11 protein-coding genes and 1 tRNA gene are annotated in these 16,120 nt (G+C 57.6%); 6 read left to right on the top strand and 6 right to left on the bottom strand.

Features of this window, described 5'->3' with window-relative positions; all coding sequences use genetic code 11:
* The first annotated feature begins 109 nt into the window (after positions 1-109).
* Positions 110-976: a 16S rRNA (adenine(1518)-N(6)/adenine(1519)-N(6))-dimethyltransferase RsmA gene (gene rsmA / locus C4885_RS12035; RefSeq protein ID WP_114000568.1), complete on the top strand. Its 867-nt coding sequence runs from the start codon at positions 110-112 to the stop codon at positions 974-976.
* A 226-nt stretch (positions 977-1,202) separates the two neighbouring features.
* Positions 1,203-1,278: transfer RNA gene (locus C4885_RS12040), tRNA-Thr, on the top strand.
* 164 nt (positions 1,279-1,442) lie between these two features.
* On the opposite strand, the gene C4885_RS12045 is transcribed toward C4885_RS12040, so the two are convergent.
* Positions 1,443-2,546 carry a hypothetical protein gene (locus tag C4885_RS12045; protein ID WP_114000569.1) on the bottom strand — a complete coding sequence of 368 codons (1,104 nt, stop codon included), beginning with the start codon at positions 2,544-2,546 and terminating at the stop codon, positions 1,443-1,445.
* Positions 2,547-2,970: 424 nt separating this feature from the next.
* Positions 2,971-3,447, bottom strand: a complete 477-nt coding sequence (locus C4885_RS12050; protein WP_114000570.1) for a helix-turn-helix transcriptional regulator — start codon at positions 3,445-3,447, stop codon at positions 2,971-2,973.
* A gap of 284 nt (positions 3,448-3,731) precedes the next feature.
* Here C4885_RS12050 and C4885_RS12055 point away from each other — a divergent pair, with 284 nt between their 5' ends.
* Entirely contained in the window at positions 3,732-4,007 is a 276-nt protein-coding gene (locus tag C4885_RS12055) for a DUF6514 family protein (RefSeq protein WP_147237838.1), read from the top strand.
* Between the two features lie 246 nt (positions 4,008-4,253).
* On the opposite strand, the gene asnA is transcribed toward C4885_RS12055, so the two are convergent.
* The 3 genes from asnA to C4885_RS12070 form a co-directional block, all read right to left on the bottom strand.
* On the bottom strand, positions 4,254-5,264 hold the full coding sequence (asnA, locus tag C4885_RS12060) for an aspartate--ammonia ligase (protein ID WP_114000572.1): 1,011 nt from the start codon (positions 5,262-5,264) through the stop codon (positions 4,254-4,256).
* Between the two features lie 419 nt (positions 5,265-5,683).
* A complete protein-coding gene (locus tag C4885_RS12065; protein WP_114000573.1) occupies positions 5,684-7,456 on the bottom strand; it encodes an ABC transporter ATP-binding protein in 1,773 nt (590 codons plus the stop codon).
* A complete protein-coding gene (locus C4885_RS12070) occupies positions 7,453-9,192 on the bottom strand; it encodes an ABC transporter ATP-binding protein (protein ID WP_114000574.1) in 1,740 nt (579 codons plus the stop codon). Before C4885_RS12070 ends, C4885_RS12065 begins: the two co-directional genes overlap by 4 nt.
* Before the next feature lie 361 nt (positions 9,193-9,553).
* Between C4885_RS12070 and C4885_RS12075 the strand changes: the two genes are divergently transcribed.
* On the top strand, positions 9,554-11,845 hold the full coding sequence (locus C4885_RS12075; protein WP_114000575.1) for an ATP-dependent Clp protease ATP-binding subunit: 2,292 nt from the start codon (positions 9,554-9,556) through the stop codon (positions 11,843-11,845).
* A 420-nt stretch (positions 11,846-12,265) separates the two neighbouring features.
* Here the strand turns inward: C4885_RS12075 and murC are convergent, their stop codons facing one another.
* Positions 12,266-13,642 (bottom strand): UDP-N-acetylmuramate--L-alanine ligase, encoded by a 1,377-nt coding sequence (murC, locus tag C4885_RS12080; RefSeq protein ID WP_114000576.1) that lies wholly within the window; start codon positions 13,640-13,642, stop codon positions 12,266-12,268.
* 181 nt (positions 13,643-13,823) lie between these two features.
* On the opposite strand from murC, the gene C4885_RS12085 reads away from it, so the two are divergent.
* Both C4885_RS12085 and C4885_RS12090 read left to right on the top strand, forming a co-directional pair.
* Entirely contained in the window at positions 13,824-14,057 is a 234-nt protein-coding gene (locus C4885_RS12085; RefSeq protein WP_114000577.1) for a hypothetical protein, read from the top strand.
* 458 nt (positions 14,058-14,515) lie between these two features.
* A complete protein-coding gene (locus C4885_RS12090; RefSeq protein ID WP_114000578.1) occupies positions 14,516-15,937 on the top strand; it encodes a glycine--tRNA ligase in 1,422 nt (473 codons plus the stop codon).
* Positions 15,938-16,120 lie beyond the last annotated feature (183 nt).

Genomic DNA, 16,120 nt, shown 5'->3' on the forward strand with positions numbered 1-16,120 from the left:
ATCTGCGCTTTTGGCTTAGCAGCTGCCGCACCTCGCTCGCCGTATCGGCACTTAGAATTATGCGGTATTGCCCTAAACACAGTATAAGAAGAAACGGAGTGCCAGCCCCATGCCAAACCTGACGGACCTTTCCACCATTCGTGATGTGTGCGCACGGCACGACTTTGCACTTTCCAAGGGGTTCGGCCAAAACTTTATCATCAACCCCGGCATCTGCCCCCGCATTGCGGAAGCCGCCGGCATTGGCCCCGGCTGGGGTGCGCTGGAAGTCGGCCCCGGCATCGGTGTGCTGACAGAACAGCTGTGCAAACGCGCGGATAAGGTAGTTTCGATCGAAGTGGACAAGCGCCTGCCGCCGATCCTGGCCGAGACAATGGCCGAGTACGAGAACTTTAAGCTGGTGCTGGAAGATGTGCTGAAAGTGGACCTGCGCACCCTACTGGCGGAAGAATTTGGTGATAAGCCCGTTGCCGTCTGCGCCAATCTGCCGTATTACATCACCAGCCCCATTCTGATGCGCTTATTGGAAGAGAAACTGCCCATCCGCAACATTACCGTCATGGTGCAGAAAGAGGCTGCACAGCGCCTGTGTGCCGCCCCTGGCACGCGTGAGGCGGGGGCAATCAGCTATGCGGTGGCTTATTACGCCAAACCCAAGCTGCTGTTTACTGTGCAGCCGGGCAGCTTTTACCCTGCCCCCAAAGTGACCAGCGCGGTCATCCAGCTGGATGTCCACACCACACCGCCTGTTACCCCACCCAACGGGGACGAAGCCGGGCTGTTCCGCCTGATCCGGGCAGCATTTTCTCAGCGGCGCAAGACCGCGGCCAATGCCGTGGCGAACGGCCTGGGCATTTCCAAAGCTAAAGTGAACGCTGCATTGCAGGCCGCCGGGTTGGATATCCGCCTGCGCCCGGAGCAGCTGACGCTGGAAGATTACTGCGCGCTGCAGGCCGCCCTGGCCGCGGCAGAATAAGCGCCGTTCGGAGCGCTACTGCCCCATAATTCGGCATTGACAAGGTGCCGCAACATGTGCTAGAATACTTAGGTATTCCGAAGGGATATCTGAAAACAAAGAAAATGACGGATATTTCGCAAACACAAGCAGGATTTAAGGCTCTTTAACGCAAAATCCGGCTACGTTTGTAGAAATAGACGATATTTTCGACTTTTCAGATGCAACCTAAGGATTTCTTAGCCGTGCTGGCGTAGCTCAATTGGCAGAGCAGCTGATTTGTAATCAGCAGGTTGCAGGTTCGATTCCTGTCGCCAGCTCCAAAATATCCCGGCAGTTTTATAACTGCCGGGATATTTTTGTATCAATCCTATATTTTGTAGCACAAAAAGGTAAAAAGTACCCCCGGCACAGGGTCAGCCCTGAGCCGGGGGCGGTATATTCAGGAAAATGAGATGGACTGAATGGCAAATACGAGAAGCAGATCTTAGCCCATATTGAGCAAGTTGCTCTTCATAGTTTTCAGCTCTTTTTCCAACTGGTCTTTTTCTTTGGTGTATGCCTGGTAGTCCTGCATCTGCTCCATCACGGCGGGGTCGCTGGCAGTCAGGTAGCCGCTGGTCATGGAGGTGGTGGTGCTGAACTTTTTCTGCTGGCCGTTAAAGTCGATCACCAGGAACTGATCCGTAGAGGGCAGTACCTTGCCCACGCCGAACATCTTGTGGGTTACTTCGCAGCCGGTCAGGTCGGGCAGGGCAGTGGGGCTTGCCAGCAGCTCCTGCAATTTCTGCTCCTTTTCGGCGATCTGCATGCACAGGTCGGCGCGCTCGGCTTTCTGTTTCACGGCCTTGGTGCGTTCCTTGGCGGTTGCCGTGCGGGAAAAGCCCTTGGGGTAATAGCCGTTTACATAGGCGCTGTGCATGATATCATACACCAGCAGATGCAGCTGGTCATTGATGCCGTGCATGGTGTTTTTCAGCCGCTCGGTGTGCAGGCGGGTCAGCTCATCGTATTTGGGCAGCTCGTTCAACAGGTCATCGCACATGGCGTAATATTGGGTCAGGTTAAAGGCCGCGCCGGTGCCAAAGTCTTCGTCATAGCCGAAATAGGCGGCCCAGGCTTTGGCTTCGGCGGGAACAAAGAAGTAGTTATCCTCCGGCTCCAGCAGGCTCAGGTACAGCGCGGCGCTGCCGGCCGTCTGAGTGAACTTGGCCATGCGCGGCAGGCAACGGCGGAAACGGCCGTTGACCTGGTCGGCAAACATTTCCACGCGGCCCTGGCGTTTTTTCAGGTCACCGTCATCATCATTGAACAGCCAGCGAAAACACTCGCGCACAAGCTCAACTTCCGTGGGGCGCATCATCAGGGCCTGCATGCCGCCAATGGGCTGCAGGGCGGGCGTGTCCATCACGGCACGGGCCTGCTGTGTGGCCTGGGCAAACATGGCGGGAAAATCCACCGCGTCGATATCCCAGTTTGTGCCAAAGCAGTTGATGGCTTCCCAAACGCCATTTTCTGCGGTTTTGCCATCGGTCAGGCTGCGGATATACGGGGCAAGGATCGTGTTCAAAGTTTCAGTGTTCAAGCTCAAAACGTGATACCCTCCAATGAATTACAATAAATTGCCGCCGCCCGCCGCAAAGGTTTTTATTGGGCGACAACCTTTTTATTATACGAAAAAATCAGAGCTTTCGTCAAGGCATCGCGGAGCAAAAAAGGATGGGCAATACCGCATAATTCTAAGTGCCGATACGGCGAGTGAGGTGCGGCAGCTGCTAGGCCAAAAGCGCAGATAATACTTTGTGTATTATCGAGCATTTTGGCAACGCAGATGCCGTGCCGCAGCCGTCGGAGCGGTGCTTAAGCCGTAAGGCGGGAATTGTGCGGTGTTGCCAATGAAAAAAGGCACCGGCGGTGAAAGCAGGTACACCGCCGGTGCCGAAAAATAAAACAGGGATAAGTGAGATATAGACAGGGAAGAACGCCGCCTTGCAAAAGGCAGGCCGCCGAATGGCTCAGGTATGGAAAACGCCAATGGTGGGGTTGATAAAATCAACGATGAGCAAAAACGAGATGACAGCCAGCATGCCGATCAGGCAGAAAAACATGCGGCGCAGCCAGCGGTTTTTATCGGTAAGGATATCCCGGTACTGCTTGTCTTTGTTCTCAAGCTCCCGCATGTACTGCTGACGGGCGGCGTCCAGGGTTTTGGCATAATAGTTCTGCATGGAAAGCAGCAGCTGCATCACGTTGGAATCCAGCAACTGGCCGTTTTCGCTCTCCAACTTTTGTAGGCCGGTGATTGCATCCAGCGAGCCATCCATGGCGGCAACGATCGCGGCGACATCACGGAAGCTGGGATTCTCGGTCTGGCCGCTCAAAATGCGGTTTACGGTGCTGAGGGGCACCCCACTTGCACTGGAGATTTGCTGCAGGGTCAAGTTTTGTTCGGATTTCATATTTTTCAACGTTTCCACAATAGATTCTTGCATAAACCTCCTCCATTTCCCAAATCTGGGAAAGCCTAAAAGGGCGTTTCTCAGATTTGATGGTTTACAATTCCGGCAGCCTCTGCTACAATTCACATAATGTTTCCATAAGGCGATGGGGAAACAGGAAAGACCCTACCGCTGCCAGGGGCAACGTGATCCCCCGGCAGGAAGCATCCCGAAATGTGCCGCAAAACATGCCACTATTTTAATATGACTTTTATAATTTGTCAAGAATTGTAAGAACTGTTAAAAAATGGATGCCTGCGGTATGGTGGGGAAACTGTTTGGGCTGTGGAAGGGGGCCGAGAACGATTTACCAGTATCTTGCGGTGGAACAAACCCTGTTCAGCTGTGAACTTGGCCGCTATACTGCTTTTGGAATTGCGGCCCAAAAGCGGGTACCGGATGGCTGGCGGCAGATTGCATTTGTCCCAGATATTTGCACCAATGCCCAACAGGCACAGCGCCTGGCGCAGCTGTGTACACAGGGGCAGCTGGAACCCATCCATTTGATGGATGTAATTGAAGATTTTGTGGCAGACCCTTGTTCCTGGCCATAGAGGGCCTGGCTTGCCGCAGAAATGTTAAAATCCCCCGGATCGTATAGAATCCGAGGGATTACGTTTTTATTTTGGGCGACTGATTCGTTTGGAGAAGGGGGATGCCTTTGGGGCAAAACGGACCGCAGGGACAGCTCTCAGGCAGAGATGGCCGACCTGCAAAGCACTTTGGGCAGGTCACTTATATATTCTCCCAAAACCGTAACAGCTTGTCCGGGGCATCAAGAAGGTCGCCCACTGCAAATATTACAGCAGCTGCACACCAGCGCGCTCGCACACGGCTTTGGTCTCGGCATCCCACAGGCTGACCTGCACTTCGCCGATGTGGGCCTTGCCCAGCAGCAACATGCACAGGCGGCTCTGGCCAATGCCGCCGCCCATCGTCAGGGGCAGCTTGCCTTCCAGCAGCATTTTGTGGAACGGCAGTTCCGCACGCTCCGGGCAGCCTGCGGCTTCCAGCTGGCGAGTCATGGCGGCCGGGTCCACACGGATGCCCATGCTGGAAAGCTCCAGTGCACAGCCCAGCGCTTTGTGCCAGAACAGAATATCGCAGTTCAGCGTCCAGTCATCATAGTCAGGGGCACGGCCATCGTGGCGGATGCCGCTTTTCAGCTGGCCGCCGATCTGCATGATGCAGACGGTGCCATGGGCGCGGGTAAAGGCGTTTTCGCGCTCTTTTGGGGTCAGGTCGGGGTACAGGTCTTCCAGCTCCTGGGTGGTGATAAAGGTCGGCTCACGGGTCAGGCGGATGGCTTTCAGCTCCGGGAACTTCCAGCGCAGCTCGTCCGCAGTGGAGCAAACGGCATCCACAATATCGCGCACGGTTTCCTGCAAAAAGGGCAGGGTGCGGTCCTTCGCGGTGATGACTTTCTCCCAGTCCCACTGGTCTACATAAATGCTGTGCAGGTTGTCAAGCTCTTCGTCGCGGCGGATGGCGTTCATGTCGGTCACAAGGCCCTGGCCGGGGCGGAACCCATACTCAGCAAGGGCATAGCGCTTCCATTTGGCCAGGCTGTGCACAACTTCAGCGCGCTCATCCAGGCAGGGTACATCAAAGCTGACGGGGCGCTCCACGCCGTTCAGATCATCGTTCAGGCCGCTGCCGTTCAAAACAAACAGCGGGGCGGTAACGCGCTTCAGGTGCAGGGCGGCACACAGCTTTTCCTGAAAGATGGTTTTGATGATGCCGATGGCCCGCTGGGTATCGTACAGGCCCAAAAGATCATGATAGTTTTTGGGAATGGACGTTTTGGACATAAATATTCCTCTTTTCCTCTCTACTTGCAGGGCAGCGTATGACTGCACCTTGAGCCGGAACGCCAGGCTGTGACAAATTCCGGCAAATTACACCGCATTTATTATAATCCCTGCGTCCGTCTGCGTCAAACAAAATTCGCCGATGACGTACAGGATATACAGCAAAACTAAAAATAACGGCCCGCACTGCATTTGCAGCCGGGCCATTTGATATTTAGGGCAATACCGCATAATTCTAAGTGCCGATACGGCGAGCGAGGTGCGGTAGCTGCTAGGCCAAAAGCGCAGATAATACTTTGTGTATTATCGAGTATTTTGGCAACGCAGATGCCGTGCCGCAGCCGTCGGAGCGGTGCTTAAGCCGTAAGGCGGGAATTGTGCGGTGTTGCCTTAGTTGGGGTTATGCAGCGGGGCAGGCGTTACGCCTTGGCAAACTGGCTTGCATACAGGTTGGCGTAAAAGCCGCCCCTGGCCAGCAGCTCCTCGTGGGTGCCGCGCTCAATAATGTTGCCGGCTTTCATCACAAGGATCTGATCGGCGTTTTTGATGGTGGAAAGGCGGTGCGCCACAATAAAGCTGGTGCGGCCTTTCATCAGTTCCTCAAAGGCATCCTGAACCAGCACTTCGGTACGGGTATCAATGCTGGAGGTTGCTTCGTCCAGAATCAGGATGGGCGGCTTGCGCAGCATAACACGGGCAATGCAAAGCAGCTGCTTCTGGCCCTGGCTGATGTTGCCGCCGTCCTCGGCAATTACGGTATCATAGCCCTGGGGCAGGCGGCAGATAAAGCTGTGGGCGCGGGCACGCTTGGCGGCGTCGATGATCTCCTCGCGGGTGGCGTCCGGCTTGCCGTAAGCAATGTTATCTGCCACAGTACTGGCTTTCAGCCAGGTTTCCTGCAAGACCATACCCAGGTTGCCGCGCAGCGAATCCCGCGTTACGGTGTCAATGGGGTGGCCGTCCACCTTCAAGATGCCGCCGTTGATCTCGTAAAAGCGCATCAGCAGGTTGACCAGGGTGGTTTTGCCGCAGCCGGTGGGGCCGACCAGGGCAATGCGCTGGCCGGGCTGAACGCGCAGGTTCATGTCTTCAATCAAGGGCACATCCGGCACATAGCGGAACTTGACATGCTCAAACTCCACACTGCCTGCACCGTGGGGCAGGGTAACGGCATCGGGGGCATCGGGCAGGATGGGGGCTTCGTCAATAAAGTCGAACACACGCTGCGCACAGGCCAGGGCGTTCTGCAGCTCGGTCATAACGCCGGAAATATCATTGAACGGCTTGGTGTATTGGTTGGCATAGTTCAGCAGAACCGAAAGCTCGCCGACCGTAATGCCGCCGCCAATGGCAACCAGCGCGCCCACCACGCCGACCGCCGCATACACCAGCGCGTTGACAAAGCGGGTGGCAGGGTTGGTGATGGAGGAAAAGAAGGTGGCCTTTACGCCGCAGATCTGCAGATCTGCGTTGATCTTGTCAAAGCGCTCCTCGGCGCGGCTTTCGTAACCGAAGGCGCGGACAAGATGCTCGTTGCCGATCAGCTCGTCCACCAGACCGGTCAGCTCGGCGCGGGTCTCGCTCTGTACGCGGAACATATCATAGGTATGCTCCGCAATGAACTTTGCCACAAAGATGGAAAGCGGGGTGAGAACCACAACGATCAGGGTAATGCGCCAGTCAATGGAAAGCATAAAGCCCAAAGTGCCCACAATGGTCAGAATGCCGGTGAACAGCTGGGTAAAGCCCATCAACAGGCCGTCACTGAACTGCTCCACATCGGTGTTGATGCGGCTGATGGCGTCGCCGGGCTTGTGGGCATCCATATAGCTCAGGGGTAAAATCTCCATGTGCTGGAACGCCTGCACGCGGATATCGCGCACCACCTGGAAGGTGATGCGGTTGTTCACCATGTTCATCAGCCACTGGCAGATGGAGGTGACACACACGGTAACGCCAAACTGGATGGCAATCTTGCCCAGGGCAGGGAAGTTGACATTGCCCTGGCCCACAATCAGGTCCACGCCGCGGCCCGAAAGAATGGGGGCGTACAGCGTGGTAAGAACGGTAACAGCGGCAAGCAGCAGGGTGAACAGCACCAAACCGCGGTACGGCTGGATCAGCTTTAACACGCGCTGAATGGTGCCTTTACTGCCCCGCAGGGAAACACGCTTTTTCTTTGCATTGCTCATAAGGTCTTTTCCACCTCCTCGCGGCTCAGCTGGCTCAGGCAGATCTCGCGGTAAACATCGCAGGTTTTCAGCAGGTTGGCATGGGTGCCGCTGCCCACCAGATTGCCGTCATCCAGCACCAGAATGCGGTCCGCACGCTGCACAGCGGAAGCACGCTGGGAAACAATAAATACCGTCATGCCATGGGTCTGCTCTTTCAGCGCTTTGCGCAAAGCAGCGTCCGTGGCAAAATCCAGGGCGGAGGAACTGTCGTCCAAAATCAGTACCTGGGGGTGAGGCACCAGCGCGCGGGCAATGGTCAGGCGCTGGCGCTGGCCGCCGCTGAAATTGCGCCCGGCGGTCTCCACCGGTTCATCCAGCCCTTTGGGCTTGCCGCGCACAAAGTCCGCCGCCTGGGCAATCTCCAGGGCCTGCCAGATCTGCTCATCGGTGGCATCGGGGCAGGCCCATTGCATGTTGTCCCGGATGGTGCCGGTAAACAGCACGGCGCGCTGCGGCACAATGCCGATCATCTGGCGCAGCTGGGCAAAGCCGTACTGCTGCACGGCATGGCCAAACAGATCAACGCTGCCGCTGGTGCAGTCATAAAAGCGGGGAATCAGGTTGATCAGGGTGGATTTGCCGCTGCCCGTGCCGCCGATCACGCCGATGGTCTGGCCGTTCTGGGCGGCAAAGCTGATGTCCGTCAGGCTGGGGGCACCGGCACCGTGGTAGGTAAAGCCCACATGGTCAAATGCAACGGCCGGGGCGCCCGCTGCCGGGGCAAGGGCGGCCGCGGCGGGGTCGGTCATCGTGGATTTGGTGTTCAGAATCTCCGAAACACGGATGCCGCTGGCCAGTGCGCGGGTGACAGAAACCACCAGATCGGCAATGCGCAGCAGGTTGATAAGGATCTGGTTCATATAGTTGATTAGGGCAATGATCTCGCCCTGGGTCAGCGCGCCGCTGTTTACCTGCAGCCCGCCGCGCATCAGGATGGCGATTACGCCCAGGTTGACGATGAGATAGGTCAGCGGGGTCATCAAAGCGGAAATGCGCCCGGCGGTCAGCTGGAAAGTTTTCAGTTTGTCGTTCACGGCGGTAAAATCCGCAATTTCGTCATCCTGCCGTGCAAAGGCGCGCACCACGCGGGCACCCACATAATTTTCGCGGGTCAGCAGGGTCACTTTGTCCAGCGTATTCTGGGCGGCGCGGTACTGGGGCACCGTCACCCGCATGATCAGCCAGACCACCAGTGAGATGGCCAGCGTGACCAGCACGAACCAGAACCCCATGGTGGGGCTGATGACAAACGCCAGAATCAGCGCGCCGATGACAATAAACGGGCAGCGCAGCAAAAGGCGCAGCGTCATGTTTACGCCGTTTTGCAGCTGGTTCACATCGCTGGTGATGCGGGTGACCAGCGTGGGCGTGCCGATGCCGTCCAGCTCCGTGTAAGAGAGGGTATCAATGTGGCGGAACAGCGCCCCGCGCAGCGCCGTGCCATAGCCCAGCGCGGCCTTGGCGGCAAAATACTGCGCCGTCAGGCTGGATGCCATACCCACAACCGCAAGCAGCACCATCAAGCCGCACTGCTTGCCAATATAAGCCAAATCCCCGTTTTTGATGCCCACATCAATGATGTTGGCCACCACAAGGGGAACCAACAGCTCAAAGCAGGCTTCCAGCATTTTGAACAGCGGGGCAAGGATGGATTCTTTCTCGTATCCTTTCAAAAACCGCAGCATGTTCCGCATGAACGCACCAACCTTTTTGTAATATCAAATTATATGCCTAAGGCAACACCGCACAATTCCCGCCTGACGGCTTAAGCACCGCTCCGGCAGCTGCGGCACCTCGCTCGCCGTATCGGCACTTAGAATTATGCGGTATTGCCCTAAAACAGAGCATACTTTTTAATCATACAACAGATGCGTCTAAATGCCAAGTTGAAAAACGCAATACAACCAATGAAACCAATATTTTTTGCGGCCAGCCACAAAAACAGGCCGGATGGCAGCGCCTTGCCCGGTTTCGATGATTATTTGCACCCTGCCCGCCTATACTTGCAGTGGGGTAACCCGCAACGCTGCAACATGTAGGAGGGCAGAGGTCACTATGTTTTATTATCATAAAGGTTTAACCCGCGCCGCACGGCGCACCGTCGCCACCGCGATCACCATCGCAGGCCGGCAGGGGTGTACGGCGGTGGATACCGGGCACCTGCTGCTTGCCATGCTGCAAACCGGGCGGGGCACTGCGGTGGAGTTTCTGCGCCGCAAACAGATCACGGTAACGGCACTTTCGGCCTGTGCCTCCCAGCGGGCCTGCACGGGCCGCCCGCTGCACCTGCGCGGCCGGGACCTTGCGCCCGAAAGCCGCAAGGCGCTGGAATTCGCTGTTCTGGGGGCCCATGCCGCCCGCGTGAACAAAGCGGAGAACGAACACCTGCTCTGTGCCATGCTGGAAGATACCGCCTGCACGGCCAGCGTGTGGCTGGCGGGCCTTGGGCTGGAAGTTCCACGCGCCGCGCGGGAATGCCGCCAGCTTTCCGGCCAGCTGGTTTTGCCCAGCAGCCCCCGCATGAGCAGTACCCGCGGCAGCCGCCCCAGTGAGAAATATGGCCGTGACCTGACCCGCCTTGCGCAGGAAGGCCAGCTGGACCCCGTACTTTGCCGGGATGATGAGCTGGAACGCATGATCGAAATTTTGTGCCGCCGCCAAAAGAATAACCCATGCCTTTTGGGGGAGCCGGGCGTGGGCAAAAGCGCCCTGGCCGAAGCCCTGGCCCAGCGCATTGCCGCCGGGCAGGTAACGCCCAGCTTAAAGGGCAAGCGGGTGCTGGCGCTGGATATGGCGTCCATGGTGGCGGGCACCAAGTACCGCGGCGATTTTGAGGAGCGGTTCAAAAACCTGCTGGAAGAGCTTTACCGCGACCGTTCCACCATTCTGTTTATTGACGAGATCCATGTGATCGCCGGGGCCGGTGCGGCGGAAGGCGCGATCGATGCGGCCAGTATCTTAAAGCCGATGCTGGCCCGCGGGGAAATCCAGCTCATCGGTGCGACCACACCGGAGGAATACCGCAAGACCATCCAGAAGGACTCCGCCCTTGACCGCCGCTTTGGCATGGTGAATATTGAGGAACCGGCCCCACAGCAGGCGGAAAAAATTTTAACCGGCCTGATGCCCCGGTATGAGCGCTACCACGGGGTGCGCATCCCGCAGGAGGCGATCCGCGCCGCGGTGGAGCTGAGCGTGCGCTACCTGCCGGGGCGCTACCTGCCGGACAAGGCCATTGACCTGTTGGACGAAGCCGCCGCGGCGCTGCGGATTTCGGGCGGGGAGCAATCCATGCTGCCAGGCAGCAAAATGCCGGTGCTGACCTCGGCGGAAATTGCCAAGGTGGTGGGCAAGGCCAGCGGCGTGCCCGCCGAGCGGGTAGGGGAGGCGGAGCGTGTGCGCTTGGACCAGCTGGAAGCCCGCCTTGCCGCGCAGGTGATTGGTCAGCCGCGCGCGGTGCATGCCGTGGCGGCGGCTATCCGGCGCAGCCGCACCGGCCTGCGGGAAGCTGGCCGCCCCATTGGCGCAATGCTGTTTTTAGGCCCCACTGGCGTAGGCAAAACCCAACTGGCCCGTACCCTGGCCCAAAGCTGGTTTGGCAGCGAAAAAGCCCTGCTGCGGTTTGATATGAGCGAATATATGGAGCAGCACACGGTGGCACGGCTGATCGGCGCACCGCCGGGCTATGTGGGGCACGATGAGGGCGGCCAGCTGACCGAAGCCGTGCGCCGCCGCCCCTACAGCGTGGTGCTGTTTGATGAAATTGAAAAGGCCCACAGCGATATCCAGAATATTCTGCTGCAGATTTTGGAAGATGGCACCCTGACCGATGCCCAGGGGCGCAAGGCGGATTTTTCCAACACGATTATTCTGCTCACCTCCAACCTGGGGGCGCGCTGCCTGGCGGGGCAGGCCAGCCCGCTGGGCTTCGGCGCTGCCGCCGAAGAAACCGCCCGCCGCGGCAAAAAGGCATTACAGGAAGCCAAAGATTATTTCCGCCCGGAGCTGATGGGCCGCCTGGACGATGTGGTGCTGTTCGACCCGCTTGGCCCCGCCCAGCTGGCCGCGATCGCGGATCGCCTGCTCTGCGAGCTGGAAGAACGCGCCGCCCGCCAGGGCTACACCCTGCGCCATACCCCGGCGGCTGCCGCGGCGCTGGCAGGTGATACCGTACCCGCCTATGGTGCGCGGGAGCTGCGCCGCAAGGTGAGCCGCGCCGTGGAGCAGGCCCTGGCCGACCGCATTGCCGCCGGTACCGCCCGCCCCGGCGTGCTGTTTGTGGCGGATGCCGCTCCGGACGGACACATTACCCTGACAATGGGGGATGTGGCGGCGTGCGCATCGTGAGATAGTGGGTAGTGGTCAGTGGACAGGGAGCAGTGCAGGCAGCCCGGCGAGCCGATGGCGAGCATCGGCCCCTACAAATGGGGTTTAGGGGTGTTGCAAAATATAATGTGCAGTCGGCAAGGTTTCTCCGCGGCGGTTGGCCTCCGAAACGCGCCTGCGGGCGCAGCGCCCTACGGATATTTTGCAAGTTAGGGCAATACCGCATAATTCTAAGTGCCGCAGCCGCCGGAGCGGTGCTTAAGCCGTAAGGCGGGAATTATGCGGTGTTGCCTTAAATGCAATCCAAAAATAAAAACGGAATACACCAACAAAAAATCTGCCCGCTTCCCCGCATCATACCGGGAAAACAGGCAGATATTATTATTTTATGGGATAATAGCGTCTATATAGCGATAACGGCGTGGTGGCGCAGCATAAATTTTACGCCTTGCCCACCATCATATCACAGGCTTTGTACAGATCGCCGCAGCTCATGCAAACCACAAGGTCGCCTTCGCGGGCGTTCTGCTTGACCCAGTTGGCAGCGCTTTCCAGCCCGTCAACCACAATGCTGCCGGGAATCTTGGCAGCCAGGTCCTCGCTCTTCACACTGCCGTCGTCAACCTCGCGGCTGCCCATGATCGGCAGCAGCACGCACTGGTCGGCCTGGCGCAGCACGGCAGCAAAGTCATCCATCAGGGCTTTGGTGCGGCTGTAGGTGAACGGCTGGTGCACAGCGATAATGCGCTTGTAGCCCATCTTTTTGGCGGTTGCCATGGTGGCGGCAAGCTCGGTGGGGTGGTGGGCATAATCATCTACCACGGGGGCACCGTTGCATTCGCCCTTAATCTCAAACCGGCGGCCGGTGCCGTGAAACTCTGCCGCGGCGCGCTCGGCATCGGCGGGTTGCAGGCCCAGCGGGCGCACGCAGCAGCACATGGCCAGCGCATTGTAAATGTTGTGGTAGCCCGGAACACCCAGCTTGATGTGGGCAAACTGCTCGCCCAGCTCCAGAACGTCAAATTCATAGAAACCGGGGCGGTATTCCTGAATGTTCACTGCGCGGAAGCGGGCTTCCTCATTCATGCCGAAAGAGAACACCGGGCGGTCAATGGAGTTGACCACATCCACCGTGTTGCGGTCGTCCATGTTGAACACGACCGTGCGGGAAAGCAGGGCAAACTTCTGGAACGCCATCTTCAGGCGGCCCATCGTGCCGTAATACTCCAGGTGATCGTTATCAATGTTCAAAATAACGCCCATAAACGGGGTCAGATGCAGGAAGGTCTCACTGTATTCGCAGGCTTCGATCACAACGTCATCGCCGTGGCCAGCTTTGCCGTAACCGCCGATCAGTGGCAGCTTGCCGCCGATTACGGCGGCGGGGTCTTTGCCGGCCAGTTCCAGCATGGTCGTGATCATGCCGGTGGTGGTGGTTTTGCCGTGGGTGCCGGAAACGCAGACGCTGTGGGAATACATGCGGCTGACATAACCCAGCATCACGCTGCGCTCCACGGCGGGAATGCCGCGGGCGCGGGCAGCTTTCAGCTCAGGGTTTTCATCATGGATGGCGGCGCTGTAAACCACCAGCTGGGCATCGCCCAAATGGGCGGCGTCATGCTCCAGATATACTGTCACGCCCATGGCGCGCTCGGCTTTGGTGATCTTGGTTTCTTCCACATCGCTGCCGGAAATGGTCAGCCCGCGGCTGTGCAGGATCTGGATCAGGGGATAGGTTCCGGAACCGCCGCAGCCGATAAAATGCACATGCTGCACACCATCAAGCAAATGGGGATTATAGCTGTCGATAAAAGACATAAGTTTCACCTCAAAAAAATCAGGCGCAGCCGCAGCTGCCAGCCTGGCAATCAGTTCGTTTGGCGCATGGCGCTATGATTTTTATATTATAAAGGTTTTTCGCTGCAAAATAAACACTTTTTTGAAAATTTCTGCTATAATAACCAAAAATGTCAGCCCAAAGGCATCCAGGAGGTACCCAATGAAACATCACCTTTTTGTTTGGGGCACTAACCCGCAGCCGTTCCGCGGCAAGGCGGACAGCAGCATCGTGCTGCCCATCAGTGTGGAAGAAATGGCCCGCATTGGCATTCCAGCGCGCAAAATTCCCCGCGTGCGGGAAGAATTGCAGCGCCTGATTGCAGCGGACCCCGCGCTGCGGGACCGCAAAATGGTGCTGCAGCTGGCCAGGCAGATTGCGGCTGAAATTTTGTGACATGCAGAGAGCATTGATATAAGGCAACACCGCACAATTCCCGCCTTGCGGCTTAAGCACCGCTCCGGCAGCTGCGGCACGGCATCTGCGTTGCCAAAATGCTCGATAATGTCGGGTTGCGGTACCCGCATCGTGCTTCGGGGGCAAAAGCCCCTCGCACTCTGCGACCGCTGCCCCTGCTTCGGTTCGCTGTTTCCGCCACTGGCGGCGCTCACCTTTGCAGCATCCAGTATTATCTGCGCTTTTGGCTTGGCATCTGCCGCACCTCGCTCGCCGTATCGGCACTTGGAATTATGCGGTGTTGCCATAATTCAGCAGTTGTGCCAAATTTGTTCCGGCTTTTTTGGCGGCAGTGTTGCCACTGCCCGCGGCCCGTGCTATAATAAAGGCCTGACGGCGCACCGTGCGCCGGTTAAATCGCTTTGTGTGGCAGCCAGCCATGCGGAAGGAGTTAGAAAATGAAGAACAGCGAAAAGACCCTGGACATGATCGTCAACCTGTGCAAAAACCGTGGTTTCATCTACCCTGGCAGCGAAATTTACGGCGGCCTTGCCAACAGCTGGGACTATGGCCCCCTGGGCGTTGAGTTCAAAAACAACGTCAAAAAAGCATGGATGAAAAAGTTTGTGCAGGAAAGCCCCTACAACGTCGGCCTGGATGCCGCTATCCTGATGAACCCGCAGACCTGGGTCACCACCGGCCATGTGGGCAACTTCAGCGACCCGCTGGTGGACTGCCGCGCCTGCAAGAGCCGCAACCGTGCGGACAAGCTGATTGCCGACTGCGAGCAGGGCCAGAACGTGGATGTGGACGGCATGACCTTTGACCAGATGGATGAATTTATTGCCACCCATCCTGAAGTTGTCTGCCCTGTGTGCGGCAAGCATGACTTTACCCCCATCCGCAAGTTTAACCTGATGTTCAAAACGGCCATCGGCGTAACCGAGGATTCTTCCTCTACCTGCTATCTGCGCCCCGAAACCGCACAGGGCATTTTCGTCAACTTTGCCAACATCCAGCGTACCACCCGCCGCAAGCTGCCGTTTGGCGTCTGCCAGGTGGGCAAGGCGTTCCGCAATGAGATCACGCCGGGCAACTTCACCTTCCGTACCCGCGAGTTCGAACAGATGGAATGCGAGTTCTTCTGCAAGCCGGGCACCGACCTGGATTGGTTCGCCTACTGGAAAGATTACTGCGAAAAGTGGCTGTTGTCCTTGGGCATCAACAAGGAAAACCTGCGCCTGCGCGACCATGAGCCTGCCGAGCTGGCTTTCTACAGCCGCGCCACCACCGATATCGAGTACGCTTTCCCGTTCACCGACTGGGGCGAGCTGTGGGGCATTGCAGACCGTACCAATTACGATCTGGGCCGCCATCAGGAAGCATCCGGCAAGAGCCTGGAATATTTTGACCCCGAAACCAACGAGCATTACATTCCTTATGTCATTGAGCCTTCCCTGGGCTGTGACCGTGTGGCACTGGCTTTCCTGTGCGAAGCTTATGATGAAGAGCATCTGACAGACTCCAAGGGCAAGGAGGATGTGCGCACCGTGCTGCACCTGCATCCGTTCCTGGCACCGTTCAAGTGCGCTGTGCTGCCTCTGTCCAAAAAGCTGGGCGATAAGGCCATGGAGATCCGCAACGAGCTGGCCAAGGACTTTATGGTGGATTACGACGATGCCGGTTCCATCGGCAAGCGTTACCGCCGCCAGGATGAGATCGGCACCCCGCTGTGCATCACCGTGGACTTCCAGACTGTCGGCGATGACAAGGTGGAAGCCGATAACTGCGTGACCGTGCGTGACCGCGACACCATGGAGCAGATCCGTATGCCCATCAGCGAGCTGAAAGAATACATTGCCAAGAAGGTTGCTTTCTAAGCGATTTAGGGCAATTTGAAAACTTAACACTGCTGAATCACCAATAAAATGCAAATACCCGTACAGCCTGAAAGCTGTACGGGTATTTTTGGTTAAGGCAACACCGCACAATTCCCGCCTTACGGCTTAAGCACCGCTTCGGCGGCTGCGGCACGGCATCTGCGTTGCCAAAATGCTCGATAA

This window comes from Subdoligranulum sp. APC924/74 (assembly GCF_003324125.1).
GTDB classification, from domain to species: Bacteria; Bacillota; Clostridia; order Oscillospirales; family Ruminococcaceae; genus Gemmiger; species Gemmiger qucibialis.